Here is a 14,515-nt window from a genome sequence, read left to right as displayed (position 1 = left end):
CCTCAAAAGTACTTGGATAAAAACAGCGCCCGGCGAATGTGGCCAAGCGCCTTCAGTTATTAGTCCTGACTGACCAGGGCCTCGACAGGTTCAATAGTATCGTGACGGACCACCGCCCCGAACTGCTGCATCATTTGCTGGATGAACGGATCGCCATGGATCGATTCCTCGGCCTCACGCTGACGGTTGGCGCGACGGCGGGATGAGGCCTGAGCCGGGGTTTCCTGCTCGGGCTTGATCAGCTCCATGCTCAGGGTCAGCGTACGCCCGTGGAGCTGGTTCAGCGCATCGTTGAGGCGACGTTGTTGCGTCGCGTTGAACAAGGCACTGTGGGCCGGGTCCAGGTGCAACAGCCAATTGTCGCCATCGACGGCGATCAGCGTGCAGTTGGCGGCGATGCTGGCGGTCATGCCGGATACCGGCAGTTTCGGGAACAACTCCAACCATTGCAGGGCCAGGCCGGTGGCCGGCATCGCGGCCGGTTCAGGTTCGGGTTCCGGCGCAGGTTCGGCGGTGTGCTCGCTGGCCAGGTCATCGAGGTAGCTGTAGGCCGAATCCATGTCCGGCTCGATGTAGTCCTCATCCAGCGGCGGCTCGTCGTCCTGATCCATGCCTGGCGTAGCGGCATCGACTTCGGCCACGGACGGTTCCGGGATCGGCGCTGCGGCCCATTCCGGCGCGTCCGGCACCACGCTGTCCGGGGTCGGCATGGGCATCGGTGGCAATTCGGGTTGCTCGCCGGCCGTTTCCAGCACCGGCTCGACGGCGGACTGCTGGACAACTTCCGGCTCTACCGGGTCGTTCCACGGCAGATCGACGACTTCTTCGACCGCTACGGGCTCGACAACAGGCTTGGGCTCGGGCTCGATCACAGGCGCAGGCACGGACGCGACCGGCTCAGGCGCAGCTACCGGAACCGCCGCCGGTGCTACCACCGGCGCAACCGGAGGCGGTGTAACAGCCGTAGTGACTACCGGCGCAACAATCGGCGCGGCAGCCACTGAGTTTGCGGAATCAACTGTGGCCTGGCTGATCCCCACTGGCTTTAGCGGTTGCCTCGGCGCGTCCGCAGTATCTGCCGGTCGGAACGCAAGCATTCGCAGCAGGACCATTTCGAAGCCGCCACGCGGGTCCGGTGCCAGCGGCAAGTCCCGGCGCCCGATCAGGCCCATCTGGTAATAGAACTGCACGTCTTCAGCCGGCAACGCCTGGGCCAAAGCCAATACGCGATCACGGTCGCCATGACCGTTGTCGACGCCTTCAGGCAGGGCCTGGGCGATGGCGACACGGTGCAGCACATTGAGAATTTCCGAGAGCACGCCATTCCAGTCCGGGCCTTGTTCGGCCAGATGGCGCACGGCTTCGAGCAATGCCTTGGCGTCGCCTTCGATCAGCGCATGCAGGACGTCGTAGACCTGACCATGATCAAGGGTACCGAGCATGGCCCGCACGTCGGCGGCCATGACCTTGCCTTCACCGAAAGCGATGGCCTGATCGGTCAGGCTCATGGCATCGCGCATCGAACCGTCGGCGGCGCGGCCCAGCAGCCACAGCGCGTCGTCTTCGAACGGTACGTTCTCGACACTCAGCACGTGGGTCAAATGCTCGACCACCCGCTCCGGCGTCATGTTCTTCAGGGAGAACTGCAGGCAACGCGAAAGAATCGTTGCGGGAAGTTTCTGCGGATCGGTGGTTGCCAGGATGAACTTGACGTAGGGCGGCGGCTCTTCAAGGGTTTTCAACAGCGCATTAAAGGAATGGCTGGAGAGCATGTGCACTTCGTCGATCAGGTAGACCTTGAAGCGCCCGCGGCTCGGCGCGTACTGCACGTTGTCGAGCAGCTCGCGGGTGTCTTCGACCTTGGTCCGGCTCGCGGCGTCGATCTCGATCAGGTCGACGAAGCGGCCTTCATCGATTTCGCGGCACACCGAGCACTCGCCGCAGGGGGTCGAAGTGATACCTGTTTCACAGTTCAGGCATTTGGCGATGATCCGCGCGATGGTGGTCTTGCCGACCCCGCGGGTACCGGTAAAAAGGTACGCGTGGTGCAGCCGCTGGCTGTCCAAGGCATTGATCAGAGCCTTGAGCACATGGGTCTGGCCGACCATTTCGCCGAACGAGCGCGGACGCCATTTACGTGCAAGAACCTGATAACTCATCGAAAACCGTCGCAACTAAGGAACAGAAGCGGCTAATGCTAGCGGAGCAAGGCCAAAATTGCATCCGGCGCGCTCGTCTATTCTGGCTAAGCTGCACTTTGAGGGGCTTTTATTGACTCGGGTTTGAGCCATACCGGAGCGTTTATGCGTTTTGCCTTGGGGGCACTGCTGTTGGTCAGCCTGAGCGTCGTGGCCGCCGAGGCGCCGTTGCGCTTTGTCGTATCCGACAGCTGGGCCATGCCTATGGTGCAGCTCGAGCGCGGCCGACCAACCCAGGGCATTCTGCACGACATCATGCTCAGCCTGGCGACACAGGTCGGCGTGCCGGCGCAATTTCATATCTTGCCTCGGGCGCGGGTGCAGAACGCCATGGACCACGGCGAAGTCGATGTGCGCTGTTATATTTCACAATCCTGGCTGCCGAACTTGTCCGGCGACTATATCTGGAGCGTTCCACTGCTGGTTCAGCGCGACTTGCTGATTGGCCGGCGAGGCTCACCCGACGTGGTCAACCCGGCGGACCTGCCACAACAGTCGATCGGCACGGTGCTCGGCTATAGCTACCCGACCCTGCAACCGCTGTTCGACGCCGACCGCCTGCACCGCGATGACGCACGCAATCAGGAACAGGTGCTGGATAAACTCCTGGCCGGACGCTACCGCTACGCGGTGAGCAACCAATGGACCCTTGACTGGTTCAACCAGCGCCTGCTGCCCGACCGGCAACTACAAAGCGTAGCGCTGGTACACGAACAATCCGTCGGTTGTTACGTGCGCAATGACCCCAAAGTGCCTGTTCAACGCATTCTGGACACGTTGCAGCACATGAAAATGTCCGGGGAGATCGATGACATCATCCGGCTCTATACCGGTAACGGGCCTTAGCCAGTGTGTAGCAGCGGGCTCAGGCTGTCTGGCCGAGCGTCTGCCATCGCAACGGGGCGACAAACCCCGCCACCCAGTCCGGCACCTCACCGGGCGGCATCGGGCGAGCGATGAAATAGCCTTGAGCGACTTCGCATCCCAGCCGCAACAGCAATTCACCGTGCTCAACGCTTTCCAGCCCCTCGGCAATCACCTGCCGGCCGAACGCGCGTGCAAGGCCAATCACCGCCGTGGTCAGGGCCAGGTCGTCACGGTCATTCAGAATGTCGCGCACGAACGACTTATCGATCTTGATGGTTTGGGTTCGCAATCGCTTGAGGTAGCTCAGGGACGAGTAACCCGTGCCAAAGTCACCCAGCGAAAACTGCACCCCCAATGCCTGACAGGCCTGCAAACAGGCACTGACATGCTGGATATTCTCGATCGCCACCGACTCGACGATTTCCAGATCGAGCATCTGCGGGGCAACCTGGGCATGTCGAGCGAGTACTTGCTTGAGCCGGTCGACAAAATCGGCGCGCTGAAAATGTCGCGCCGCGATATTGATACTGATCGGCCAGCCCTGCCCCGCTTGCTGCCAGCGGTGCAACTGCGACAAAACCTGATCCATCACCCATTCGCCAATATCGATGATCAGGTCGGTGTCCTCCACCAGCGGCAAAAACTCCCGGGGTGGCACCATGCCGTTTTGCGGGTGCTCCCACCGTAACAACGCCTCGAAACCGACGACCACGCCACGGCGCATGTTCACTTTGGGCTGAAAATGCAGGCGTAACTCACCGGCGACCAGCGCCTGACGCACCCGCTCGACGGTCTGGTGAGTGGCCTTGACCTCCTGATCCCGAGAGACATCGAATAGATGAAAGCGGTTTCGCCCGCCCTGCTTGGCCACGTACATCGCCTGATCGGCATGACGCAGCAGGGTTTCGGCATCTTCGTTGTCGTGGGGAAACAGGGTAACGCCGATACTGGCAAACACATTGATGTCCTTGCCATGCAGCGTGTAAGGCGCCGAAATCGCCGCCAATACGCGATTCAGCGCAGCGCACAATTCCGGCAGATCACGCACATAACGCAGCACCAGCACGAACTCGTCGCCGGCCAGTCGCGCCACCACATCTTCGCCGCGCACAATGTCGCGCAAACGCTTGGCCACTTCCACCAGCAACATATCGCCACTGGCGTGACCGTAACCGTCGTTGACTGCCTTGAACCCGTCGAGGTCAAGCATGCACACCGCCAACGGAATGTTTTCATGCCGGGAGAATTCCAGCGCCTGATCGAGTAAATCCGACAGGAACGCGCGATTGGGCAGCCCGGTCAGCACGTCATGCCCGACCCGCCATTGCAAGGATTGCAGGAGTTGGCGTTTTTCGCTGATGTCGAAACGAATCGACAGGTATCGGTGAACGCGCCCGGTGGCATCATCGAGCACCGGCACCATGGTGCTGTCGACCCAATACAGGCTGCCATCCTTGGCGCGATTACAGATTTCGCCCTTCCAGATATTGCCCAGGGCGATGGTGCGCCACATGGCGGCGAAGAAATCGGCGGAATGCAGGCCGGAGTTCAGCAGGCGATGGTTTTGCCCCAGCAGTTCCTCACGGCTGTAGCCGGACACGGCGCAGAATTGATCGTTGACATAGGTAATCCGGCCGTTCAGATCGGTCTCGGAAAAAATGGCGGCTGCATCCACGGCCCTGCGGTATTTCTCATCCATGAGTCAGGCTCACTGTCGCTAGCGGTGGTACCGCTCGACCAGCGCAGGATGCCCGGAAGAGGTGTTTTGAGACGTACTGCGCAGAGACACGTTATCACTCCATGAACAGCATTTGATGGCCCCGGAGCGCCGAAGATCCAGGGCAAAGTAGCAACACCGACTCTGGTAATATTTCGCGAGGCTTCAAGCCGTCAGCGGCCTCTGTGCATACCCGGAAGGGAACGCAATGCTGGCTTTTTCATATCGCCTAAACTTCAGAAAGCAGATCACCCCAAAACCCTTCGAAGCGGCGATTCTACGAAATGCATCACATTTTGCAAAGCAAGGTGATGGATCATGCAGTTGCCTAATGCAAAAATCTATCGTTAAGTTCTTGATTCTAAATGGGAATTGAGCGATGCAAATTTCAAGTTTGGGTCCGGCCATCCGACGCTACCGTAAGGTCGCAGGGCTTACTCAGGCTGAACTCGGCGAAAAAACCGGTTTTGACCCCAAAACCATCAGTCGCTTCGAAACCGGCACCTATACCCCCAGCGTGGAAGCATTGTTTTTGCTTGCCGACGTGCTGGGCGTGAAGCTGAAAGCCTTTTTCGCAGATCTGGAAGACGAAGATGAACAGCGGGCATACCTGTTCAGCGTCATACACAAAGCCACCCCGAAGGATCTGGGAAAGCTGATCGCAGCGGTTGACCAGGCCTTGTCCAAGCCTAGTGCCAGTAAATGAAAAAGGAGGCCGACCTGTCGAATGCGACAGAGCGGCCTCCTTTTTTATATCCAGTGCTTTAATTCGGAAACGACGAAACACCGCCCTGGATGAGCTCCATGGCAGGGAAAACAGAACAGTATTTTTAAATGGGAAACACGAAAGAGGGTTCGTGTTGCGTTATGGAGGCAACCCCACCAGCCACACCCCGGCACACAATGTTCCCGCTGTGGCTGCTTCCTTCCGGATCTGACCAGGTTCACGGGTAATCGTTGCGGGGGGACCGATGGGGTCACCATAACGACGCTCACCTGACGGCGAGCCGCGCCATTGTACCTATCTGAGACGAAGTTACAACCGTTCGGGCAGATTAAAAAATATGAGCTGCTTCAAGGACATGCGCTGGCCCTGAAACACCGCGACCTTGTAGCAGCTGGCGCAGCCTGCGTTCGGCAGCTGCTACAAGGCTGCGATCTTTTGATCCTATTGCGCCAACACCTCATCCGCCCTGCCGCCCTCTTGCTGGATCACCAGGTGAATGAAGTGCAGCTTGGCAATCACCGCAGGCGGCAGGACGAACGGATAGAAATCCGGCTGGCCCATGCTGCGCGACAACTCGTTGAGCATGCCAGCCAGTTCGATCCATGCGTTGACGAACAACAGGAACGCCGGGCCGCCAGGGTGCTGCGGGTCGAATAGCGTGCTCGGCGGAAACGGCTGGTAATCGAAATCCATTTCCTGCGCACTCATGCCAAAACCCAGCGCGGTGTCCACTGCATCCATCATGTGCAGGTAGTGAGCCCAGGTTTCCGCCCAGTCTTCCCAAGGGTGCATGGTCGCGTAGGCGCTGACGTAATGTTGCTGCCAGTCGAGCGGCGCGCCTTGCTGATAATGCCGCTCAAGGGCCTCGGCATAGCTTGCTCGCTCGTCACCGAACAGACCGCGGAACAGTTCCAGCCAATGACTGTTGGCGACCAGGCGGTCCCAGTAGTAATGCCCGACCTCGTGACGAAAGTGCCCGAGCAGCGTGCGATAAGGTTCGTGCATCTGCACGCGAACCTGCTCGCGATGGGCGTCGTCGGCTTCCTTGATATCGAGGGTGATCAGACCGTTGGCATGCCCGGTGGTCGGCGGCTTGCCTTCGAGGTCGGTACCGATGAAGTCGAAGGCCAGACCGATGTCTTCGTCCATGGATTTCGGAATGACTGACAAGCCCAGGCTGATCAGCTGCGCCACCAGACGACGCTTGGCGATTTCCACTTTGCGCCAGCGCTCGTGGTTCTCGGGGATCGACAGGTCGGGGATGGTGCGATTCAGGCTACAGGCAATGCACAAGGCATCGTGATCATTGGCCGGCAGCAACCAGTTGCATGCGGCCGGAGAATCGAGATTGGCGCAGCGACGAAACACACCCGCATCGGGATCGGCGTCGAGCAACCAGGTATCCGCTTGCGGGCCGGGTTGCAGCGATGACAAGCGACTCTGCTGCGGCTGATAGCCCAGCGCTGCCGAGCAGGCCAGGCACTGACTGTTGCGAAAGAACAGCGACTGCCCGCAACGGCAATGCCAGACCTTGCTGTTGCGCACACGCTCACCCATGAAGGGCGCGGCGATGCGTGAACTGAGCTGTTCGAAGAAGCGGTACATGGCGATCTCTCTCTGAGGCTTGCCAAGACTAGATCATTGCCCAGCGAAGATCGTTCCACGTTCTTTGTGGCGAGGGGGCTTGCCCCCGTTCGGCGGCGAAGCCGTCGCAAAAACCTGCTTGCGCGGTATGTCTGACAGATCGCGGTTGCTTGTTTTAGGGCCGCTACGCAGCCCAACGGGGGCAAGCCCCCTCGCCACAGGTCTCGCACTAGATCGAGATGTTGTATTCCTTCAGACGAGCCACAAACGCCTCTTCATCCAGCACCTTCAACCCCAGCTCATTGGCCTTGGCCAACTTCGATCCCGCGCCCGGTCCGGCGACCACGCAATGGGTCTTGGCCGACACGGAACCGGCCACCTTGGCACCGAGGCTTTCAAGTTTGTCCTTGGCTACATCGCGACTCATCAGTTCCAGTGAACCGGTCAGCACCCAGGTCTGCCCGGCCAGCGGCAAGCCTTCGACAACTTTCTTTTCACTCTGCCAATGCATGCCGAAATCGCGCAACTGCTTTTCGGCCGCTTCAGCGAGTTGGCGATGTTGTGCCGCCGCAAAGAACTCGCGAACCGAAGTCGCCTGTTTCTCCGGCAGCGCTTGACGCATGTCCAGCCAATCAGCGCTCATCACCGCTTCGAGTGAGCCGAACTTGTCCGCAAGCTTCTGCGCCCCGCCCGGCCCGACCGACGGAATGTGCAACTTGTCGAGGAAGCCGCCCAGTGTCGTACTGGCGGAAAATTCTGCACCCAGCTCGCCCTGATCCTGAATCTGCATACCGTGCTTGAGCAGATCCGCGATCACCTGCCGGTTGTGCTCGTCTTCGAAGAAGCTGTGAATCTCGTGAGCCACTTCCAGCCCGACATCCGGCAAGTACGTGAGCACTTGCGGCAACGCCTGTTGAACCCGCTCCAGCGAGCCGAGAGAACGCGCAAGCACCTTCGCCGTTTCTTCGCCGACATCGGGAATGCCCAAGGCATAGATGAACCGCGCCAGACTCGGCCGCTTGCTGTCTTCAATGGCGCCAAGCAGGTTCTTGCTCGACAGTTCGGCAAAGCCTTCCAGGTCGACGATCTGCTCGAACGTCAGGGCATAGAGATCGGCCGGCGAACTCACCAGGCCTTCGTCCACCAATTGCTCGACACTCTTCTCGCCCAGACCTTCGATGTCCATGGCGCGGCGCGAAACGAAGTGAATAATCGCTTGCTTGAGTTGCGCACCGCAGGCCAGACGCCCGACACAGCGATACACCGCGCCTTCGCTGATGGTCTCGCGGCCCTTGCTGCGTTTGACCAGTTGCGTGCGCTCGACATGAGACCCGCAGACTGGGCACTGCTCGGGAATCTGCACCGGCCGGGCATTCTCCGGACGACGCTCGGCAACCACTTGCACCACTTGCGGAATCACATCACCGGCGCGGCGAATGATCACCGTGTCACCGATCATCAGGCCCAGCCGCGCAACCTCATCCATGTTGTGCAAAGTCGCATTGGCCACGGTGACGCCAGCCACCTTGACTGGTTTCAAGCGCGCCACCGGCGTCACGGCACCGGTGCGCCCCACCTGGAACTCCACATCGAGCAGTTCGGTGAGCTCTTCCATGGCCGGGAATTTATGGGCGATTGCCCAACGCGGTTCGCGAGCGCGGAAACCCAGTTCACGCTGGGACGCAATGCTGTTGACCTTGAACACCACGCCGTCGATTTCATACGGCAGCGCATTACGGCGCTCGCCGATGTCGCGGTAGTAATCCAGGCATTCAGCGATGCCATTGGCCAGCTTCAGCTCATGACTGATCGGCATGCCCCAGGCTTTGAGTTGCTGCAGATTGCCAATGTGCGTGTCGGCGATATCGGCCGAAATCTGGCCGATGCCGTAGCAGCAGAACTCCAGCGGACGGTTGGCGGTGATCTTCGAATCCAGCTGCCGCAAGCTGCCCGCCGCCGCGTTACGCGGGTTGGCGAAGGTCTTGCCGCCGACTTCCAGTTGCGTGGCGTTGAGCCGTTCGAAACCGGCCTTGGACATGAAGACCTCACCCCGCACTTCCAGGGTCGCCGGCCAGCCGGTGCCATGCAGCTTGAGCGGAATATTGCGCACGGTGCGCACGTTGACGCTGATGTCTTCACCGGTGGTGCCATCGCCGCGGGTGGCGCCGCGCACCAGTACACCGTCCTGGTACAGCAGACTGACCGCCAGGCCATCGAGCTTGGGTTCGCAGCTGTACTCCACCGCTGCGCCAGCGCCGAACAAGTCGCCGACAGGCAGGTCCAGCCCTTCCGTCACCCGGCGATCGAATTCGCGCATGTCGGTTTCTTCGAAGGCGTTGCCCAGGCTGAGCATTGGCACTTCATGGCGCACCTGAGTGAACGCCGACAGCGCCGCGCTGCCGACACGTTGGGTCGGCGAGTCGCTGGTGATCAGTTCGGGATGGGCTGCTTCGAGGGCCTTGAGCTCGTGGAACAAGCGATCGTACTCGGCGTCCGGAATGCTCGGTTCGTCCAGCACGTGGTAGCGATAGTTGTGCTGATCGAGCTCGGCGCGCAGCTCTAGAATGCGGTTTTTGGCGGCGGTCATGGGTGTTCTCTCATAAAGCAAAAGAGCAGCCGAGGCTGCTCAATCTTTTAATCACGATAGCCTGATGGCTTGCACTATGTGGCGAGGGGGCTTGCCCCCGTTCGGCTGCGAAGCAGTCGTAAAACCAGAGAATGCGGTGTGTTTGAATAACGGGGTTGCCGAAATGAAGGGGCTGCTTCGCAGCCCAACGGGGGCAAGCCCCCTCGCCACAAGAGCCCGCCCCAGTCATTCGAGTCAGCGCTTCTGGGTCAAAGCGCGACGCTCGAACTCGACGATGCGCTGACGGTAGTGCTCGATGGTCTGGGCGGTCAGCACGCTGCGCTGGTCGTCTTTCAGTTCGCCGTTCAGCTCCTGGGACAGTTTGCGTGCCGCAGCCACCATCACGTCGAAGGCTTGCTTGGGATGACGCGGGCCTGGCAGACCGAGGAAGAAGCTCACCGCCGGGGTGCTGAAATGATCGATGTCATCCAGATCGAAGACGCCCGGCTTGACCGCATTGGCCATGGAGAACAGGACTTCGCCGTTACCGGCCATGCTTTCGTGACGGTGGAAAATGTCCATCTCGCCGAAACGCAGACCGCTTTCCAGAATGTTCTGCAACAGCGCCGGGCCCTTGAAACCGGCCGGGTCGCGGCAGATCACGCTGATCACCAGCACTTCTTCGGCTTGCGGCTGATCTTTCTCGGCCGAGCTGGCGGGCTTGGTGTCATCCGGGAAATCGTCGTCACGGCTGTTGAAGCTCGGGCCGCCGTCCAGATCCAGATTGAGGTTCAAGTCACCTTGCGATGGCTCGCCATGGCCCCGCTTGCCGCGCCTGGAACCCGACTCGCGAGGTTCACGGGCAGGCATGCTCACCGACGGCAGATCATGCTCATCCAGTTGCGGTTCTTTATGGTTATCCAGCACGCGGGGCGGGCCCAACAGCTCGGCGCTGGTGTCCTCGTCCGGCAGATTGGACAAACTTCGGTCAAGACGGAATTTCAGTTTTCCCTTGCCGCCGCGCATGCGACGCCAGCCATCGAAAAGAATACCGGCAATGACAATAATGCCGATGACGATCAGCCACTCGCGCAGACCGATTTCCATGTAATCCCGTGCCTCTATAAAAAATGCTGAAAAATAAGGGGTTTACACTGTGCAAACCGCTTTAAAACGTGGCGCCAACTCTATGTTCTGACAGGCGTTTTACCCACGTATACGAAAAATTGACATTAAACTAGCACGACCAAAGGCAACTTTACACCGTCTGTCACAGTGGCTTGCGCGAATTATGTCGATTGGCCAGCAAGTCAAGGCAGGTAAAAAGCCCTACAGCTCAGAAATACTTGCCCCACAAGCGATGATTCAGGCGTCCACCATGGCCATCGCCTCCTCCACATCCACTGCCACCAGACGCGAGCAACCGGGTTCGTGCATCGTCACACCCATCAATTGATCGGCCATTTCCATGGCGATCTTGTTGTGGGTGATGTAGATGAACTGCACCGTCTGCGACATCTCTTTGACCAGCCGTGCGTAGCGTCCAACGTTAGCGTCATCCAATGGCGCGTCAACCTCATCGAGCATGCAGAACGGCGCAGGATTCAACTTGAAGATGGCAAATACCAGGGCCAATGCGGTCAGGGCTTTTTCGCCACCGGAGAGCAAATGGATGGTGCTGTTCTTCTTTCCTGGCGGCTGCGCCATGATCGTTACCCCTGTATCGAGTAGATCTTCGCCCGTCAGTTCCAAATACGCGCGCCCTCCACCGAAAACTTTTGGGAAAAGGGCCTGTAAACCGCCATTGATCTGATCAAAGGTATCTTTGAAGCGGTTTCGGGTTTCCTTGTCGATCTTGCGAATCACGTTCTCGAGCGTGTCTAGCGCTTCCACCAAATCGTCGTTCTGAGCATCCAGATAACGTTTACGTTCGGATTGTTGCTGGTATTCATCGATGGCTGCGAGGTTGATCGCGCCAAGGCGCTGAATCCGCGCGGCAATGCGTTCGAGTTCTTCTTCGGCATCTTTCTCGTTGGCCTGCGCTACGAGGGTCGCGATCACACCGTGAAGATCGTAGCCGTCTTCCAGCAACTGATCTTCAAGGGTCTTGCGACGCACGGTCAGGGCTTGCCATTCCATGCGCTGGTGTTCGAGTTGGCCACGGATCAATTGCGATTGCTGCTCGGCCTGATTGCGGCGTTTTTCGGCGTCACGCAGTTCGCGGTCAGCATCTTCCATGGCCATTTGCGCGGTCTTGAGTTCTTCGTCGACGGTCATGCGCTTGTCGAGTAACTCTTCGAGCTTCAGGCGCAGTTCTTCCAGCGGCGCCTCGCCCTCTTCCAGATTGAGGCTGAGCTGTTCGCGCTTCTCGGTCAGGCGCTCGGACTGCATTTCCAGCCGTTCAAGGGCCTGACGAGTGGAGTCGTGTTGCGCCTTCAGCGAACCGAGGCGCACCGCCAATTGATGCGCATGATCCTTATGCTGCCGCGCTTCCTGACGCACCCGGTCGAGGCGTTCGCGCAGGCTGTCGCGCTGGGCCAACAGCAACTCACGCTGCTCGGTGTCCAGCGCCATGCTGTCGAGGGCTTCCTGCAATTGCAGGCGCGCTTCGCCGATGTTTTCGTGTTCCAGCGCGCGCTGCTCGCTCAACTCGGCAAGTTCTTCATCGAGACGGGTGCGGCGCAGGGTCAACTGTTCGACCTTGGCTTTGCCGGCGGACAGCTGGGCTTTCAATTCACCCTGCTGACGGGCTTCGTCCTGCAGCAAACGGCGCAAATGTTCGCGGCCGTTTTCCTGCTGACGCTGTTGTGCCCTGAGATTCTGAAGTTGGGTTTCCAGGGTTTCGACCGTGGCTTCGCGCTCTTCGCGCTCAAGGCCCAAACGCTGGATTTCCTGACCACGGGCGAGCACGCCGCTTTCCGCTTCGCTGGCCCGGCGCACACGCAAAAAGTGTCGGCCGACCCAGTAACCGTCGCGGCTGATCAGGCTTTGCCCGGTCGCCAATTGCCCGCGCGAGGCCAAGGCCTGCTCAAGGCTGTCGACCGGTTTGACCTGCCCCAGCCACGGCGACAAATCAATCTGCGCCTCGACCTTGTCGAGCAAACTGCCGGGCATCCGCACGCCATCGGTGGCCGGGCTGAGGAGGCGCAAATCGCCTTGGGCGAACCCGGCCAGGTCGAAATCACCGAAGTCATCCACCAGCACCGCTTGCAGGTCGGCGCCGAGCACGGTTTCCACCGCCAGTTCCCAACCGGCCTCGACCTTCAGGCCTTCGGCCAGACGCGGGCGATCCGCCAGATGCTGTTCGCGCAGCCATTCGGCGGTGCCGGTGCCCGGATCGAGTGCGGCTTGCTGCAAGGCCTCAAGCGATGCGAGACGTCCGTTGAGCCGCTGCAAATCACCTTGGGCCTGCTGCTGTGCCGAAAGCGCTTGCTGCAACTCCTGACGCAGTTGCTCAAGGCGTTCGACTTGCGCTTCTTCACTGGCCTGCAAGTCTTCGAGCGTGGCCTCGGACGCCGCCAACTGCTCGCTGAGTTCCATGATCGCCGCGTCTTCGGGATCCGCTGACAGTAACGCACGTTCTTCGCCAAGACGTTTCTGGCGATCGGCCAAACGTTCCATGCTGGTTTCCAGCTGCTGGATCCGCGACTGCTGAACTTCAGACTGGCGGCGTGGCTCGGCGGCAGTGAGGTTGAACGTGTCCCACTGCTCCTGCCAACCGTGCATGGTGGTTTCGGATTCTTCCAATGCCGCGGCGGCTTCTTCGGCGGCGGCGCTAGTGACTTCCTGTTCCGGCGTGAGCATGTCCAGCTCTTCACCCAAGGTCAGTAGCAAGGTGCGGTCATGGCCCAGGTGAGACTCGGTTTCCAGCCGCGCGCGCTCGGCTTCTTTCAAATCGTCCTGCAACTGACGCAAGCGCTGTTGACCGTGCTGAATGCTCTGCTCGACCCGGGCGATGTCACCACCGACCGAATAAAAACGCCCCTGCACCAGATTGAAGCGTTCGGACAGATCGTGATGACCGTCACGCAGGCGTTCGATGGCCGCGTCGGCATTGCGTTGCTCGGCCACCAGGGCTTCGAAGGTGATTTCCTGGGTGCCAATGATCGACTCGCGCTGGCCGACCTGTTCGTTCAACGCCTGCCAGCGCAGGGCCGACAGCTGGGCCTTGAGCTGGCGCTCTTCGCCTTTGTATTCCTGATACTTCTTGGCAGCCTCGGCCTGGCGGTGCAAGCGTTCAAGCTGACGCTCGAGCTCTTCGCGCAGGTCGGTCAGGCGGGCAAGGTTTTCGTGGGTGCGGCGGATACGGTTTTCAGTCTCGCGCCGACGTTCCTTGTACTTGGAAATACCGGCGGCTTCTTCGATGAAATTGCGCAGGTCTTCGGGCTTGGACTCGATCAGCTTGGAGATCATCCCCTGCTCGATGATCGAATAGCTGCGCGGGCCAAGACCGGTGCCGAGGAAGATGTCGGTGATATCGCGGCGACGGCATTTGGTGCCGTTGAGGTAGTAAGTGGTCTGGCTGTCGCGGGTCACTTTGCGGCGAATGGAAATTTCCGCATAGGCCGCCCATTCGCCGAGCAGGGTGCCGTCGGAGTTATCGAACACCAGCTCAATGCTGGCCTGGCTCACCGGTTTACGGCTGGTCGAGCCGTTGAAGATGACGTCGGTCATCGACTCGCCGCGCAAGTTCTTGGCCGAACTCTCGCCCATCACCCACCGCACGGCGTCGATGATGTTCGACTTGCCACAGCCATTGGGTCCGACCACCGCCGCCATGTTACTGGGGAAGTTCACCGTGGTCGGGTCGACGAAGGATTTGAACCCCGCCAGTTTGATACACTTGAGCCGCACGC

8 protein-coding genes and 1 other RNA gene are annotated in these 14,515 nt (G+C 59.9%); 2 read left to right on the top strand and 7 right to left on the bottom strand.

Going from position 1 to position 14,515, the window contains the following annotated elements:
- Positions 1 to 59 precede the first annotated feature (59 nt).
- Positions 60 to 2,159 carry a DNA polymerase III subunit gamma/tau gene (gene dnaX / locus AB7M22_RS05945; protein WP_454185548.1) on the bottom strand — a complete coding sequence of 700 codons (2,100 nt, stop codon included), beginning with the start codon at positions 2,157 to 2,159 and terminating at the stop codon, positions 60 to 62.
- 144 nt (positions 2,160 to 2,303) lie between these two features.
- Between dnaX and AB7M22_RS05940 the strand changes: the two genes are divergently transcribed.
- Complete coding sequence (locus AB7M22_RS05940; RefSeq protein WP_454185547.1) at positions 2,304 to 3,044, top strand: substrate-binding periplasmic protein; 741 nt, start codon at positions 2,304 to 2,306, stop codon at positions 3,042 to 3,044.
- A gap of 19 nt (positions 3,045 to 3,063) precedes the next feature.
- Here AB7M22_RS05940 and AB7M22_RS05935 read toward each other — a convergent pair whose 3' ends face one another.
- Complete coding sequence (locus AB7M22_RS05935; RefSeq protein WP_454185546.1) at positions 3,064 to 4,764, bottom strand: putative bifunctional diguanylate cyclase/phosphodiesterase; 1,701 nt, start codon at positions 4,762 to 4,764, stop codon at positions 3,064 to 3,066.
- A 397-nt stretch (positions 4,765 to 5,161) separates the two neighbouring features.
- On the opposite strand from AB7M22_RS05935, the gene AB7M22_RS05930 reads away from it, so the two are divergent.
- Complete coding sequence (locus AB7M22_RS05930) at positions 5,162 to 5,488, top strand: helix-turn-helix domain-containing protein (protein ID WP_007905395.1); 327 nt, start codon at positions 5,162 to 5,164, stop codon at positions 5,486 to 5,488.
- Between the two features lie 171 nt (positions 5,489 to 5,659).
- Here AB7M22_RS05930 and ffs read toward each other — a convergent pair.
- The 5 genes from ffs to smc all read right to left on the bottom strand — a co-directional run bounded on the left by ffs (position 5,660) and on the right by smc (position 14,513).
- Positions 5,660 to 5,756, bottom strand: an RNA gene (ffs, locus tag AB7M22_RS05925) — signal recognition particle sRNA small type.
- A 194-nt stretch (positions 5,757 to 5,950) separates the two neighbouring features.
- Positions 5,951 to 7,114 carry a zinc-binding metallopeptidase family protein gene (locus AB7M22_RS05920; protein WP_454185545.1) on the bottom strand — a complete coding sequence of 388 codons (1,164 nt, stop codon included), beginning with the start codon at positions 7,112 to 7,114 and terminating at the stop codon, positions 5,951 to 5,953.
- 208 nt (positions 7,115 to 7,322) lie between these two features.
- Positions 7,323 to 9,680, bottom strand: a complete 2,358-nt coding sequence (gene ligA, locus AB7M22_RS05915) for an NAD-dependent DNA ligase LigA (protein ID WP_454185544.1) — start codon at positions 9,678 to 9,680, stop codon at positions 7,323 to 7,325.
- A gap of 234 nt (positions 9,681 to 9,914) precedes the next feature.
- Positions 9,915 to 10,766, bottom strand: coding sequence for a cell division protein ZipA (zipA, locus tag AB7M22_RS05910; RefSeq protein WP_454185543.1), 852 nt, complete (start codon positions 10,764 to 10,766; stop codon positions 9,915 to 9,917).
- Positions 10,767 to 11,024: 258 nt separating this feature from the next.
- A complete protein-coding gene (gene smc, locus AB7M22_RS05905) occupies positions 11,025 to 14,513 on the bottom strand; it encodes a chromosome segregation protein SMC (protein WP_454185542.1) in 3,489 nt (1,162 codons plus the stop codon).
- Between the last annotated feature and the right edge of the window lie 2 nt (positions 14,514 to 14,515).

Source organism: Pseudomonas sp. ADAK2 TE3594 (assembly GCF_053628675.1).
Note: the sequence above shows the minus strand (reverse complement) of the source record. Positions and strands in the feature narration are given on the sequence as shown.

Excerpts from the sequence above, each read along its gene's own strand:
- AB7M22_RS05930 (WP_007905395.1), top strand. The coding sequence starts at position 5,162 with ATGCAAATTTCAAGTTTGGGTCCGGCCATCCGACGCTACCGTAAGGTC.
- AB7M22_RS05940 (WP_454185547.1), top strand. The coding sequence starts at position 2,304 with ATGCGTTTTGCCTTGGGGGCACTGCTGTTGGTCAGCCTGAGCGTCGTG.
- dnaX (WP_454185548.1), bottom strand. The coding sequence starts at position 2,159 with ATGAGTTATCAGGTTCTTGCACGTAAATGGCGTCCGCGCTCGTTCGGC.
- AB7M22_RS05920 (WP_454185545.1), bottom strand. The coding sequence starts at position 7,114 with ATGTACCGCTTCTTCGAACAGCTCAGTTCACGCATCGCCGCGCCCTTC.
- AB7M22_RS05935 (WP_454185546.1), bottom strand. The coding sequence starts at position 4,764 with ATGGATGAGAAATACCGCAGGGCCGTGGATGCAGCCGCCATTTTTTCC.
- zipA (WP_454185543.1), bottom strand. The coding sequence starts at position 10,766 with ATGGAAATCGGTCTGCGCGAGTGGCTGATCGTCATCGGCATTATTGTC.
- ligA (WP_454185544.1), bottom strand. The coding sequence starts at position 9,680 with ATGACCGCCGCCAAAAACCGCATTCTAGAGCTGCGCGCCGAGCTCGAT.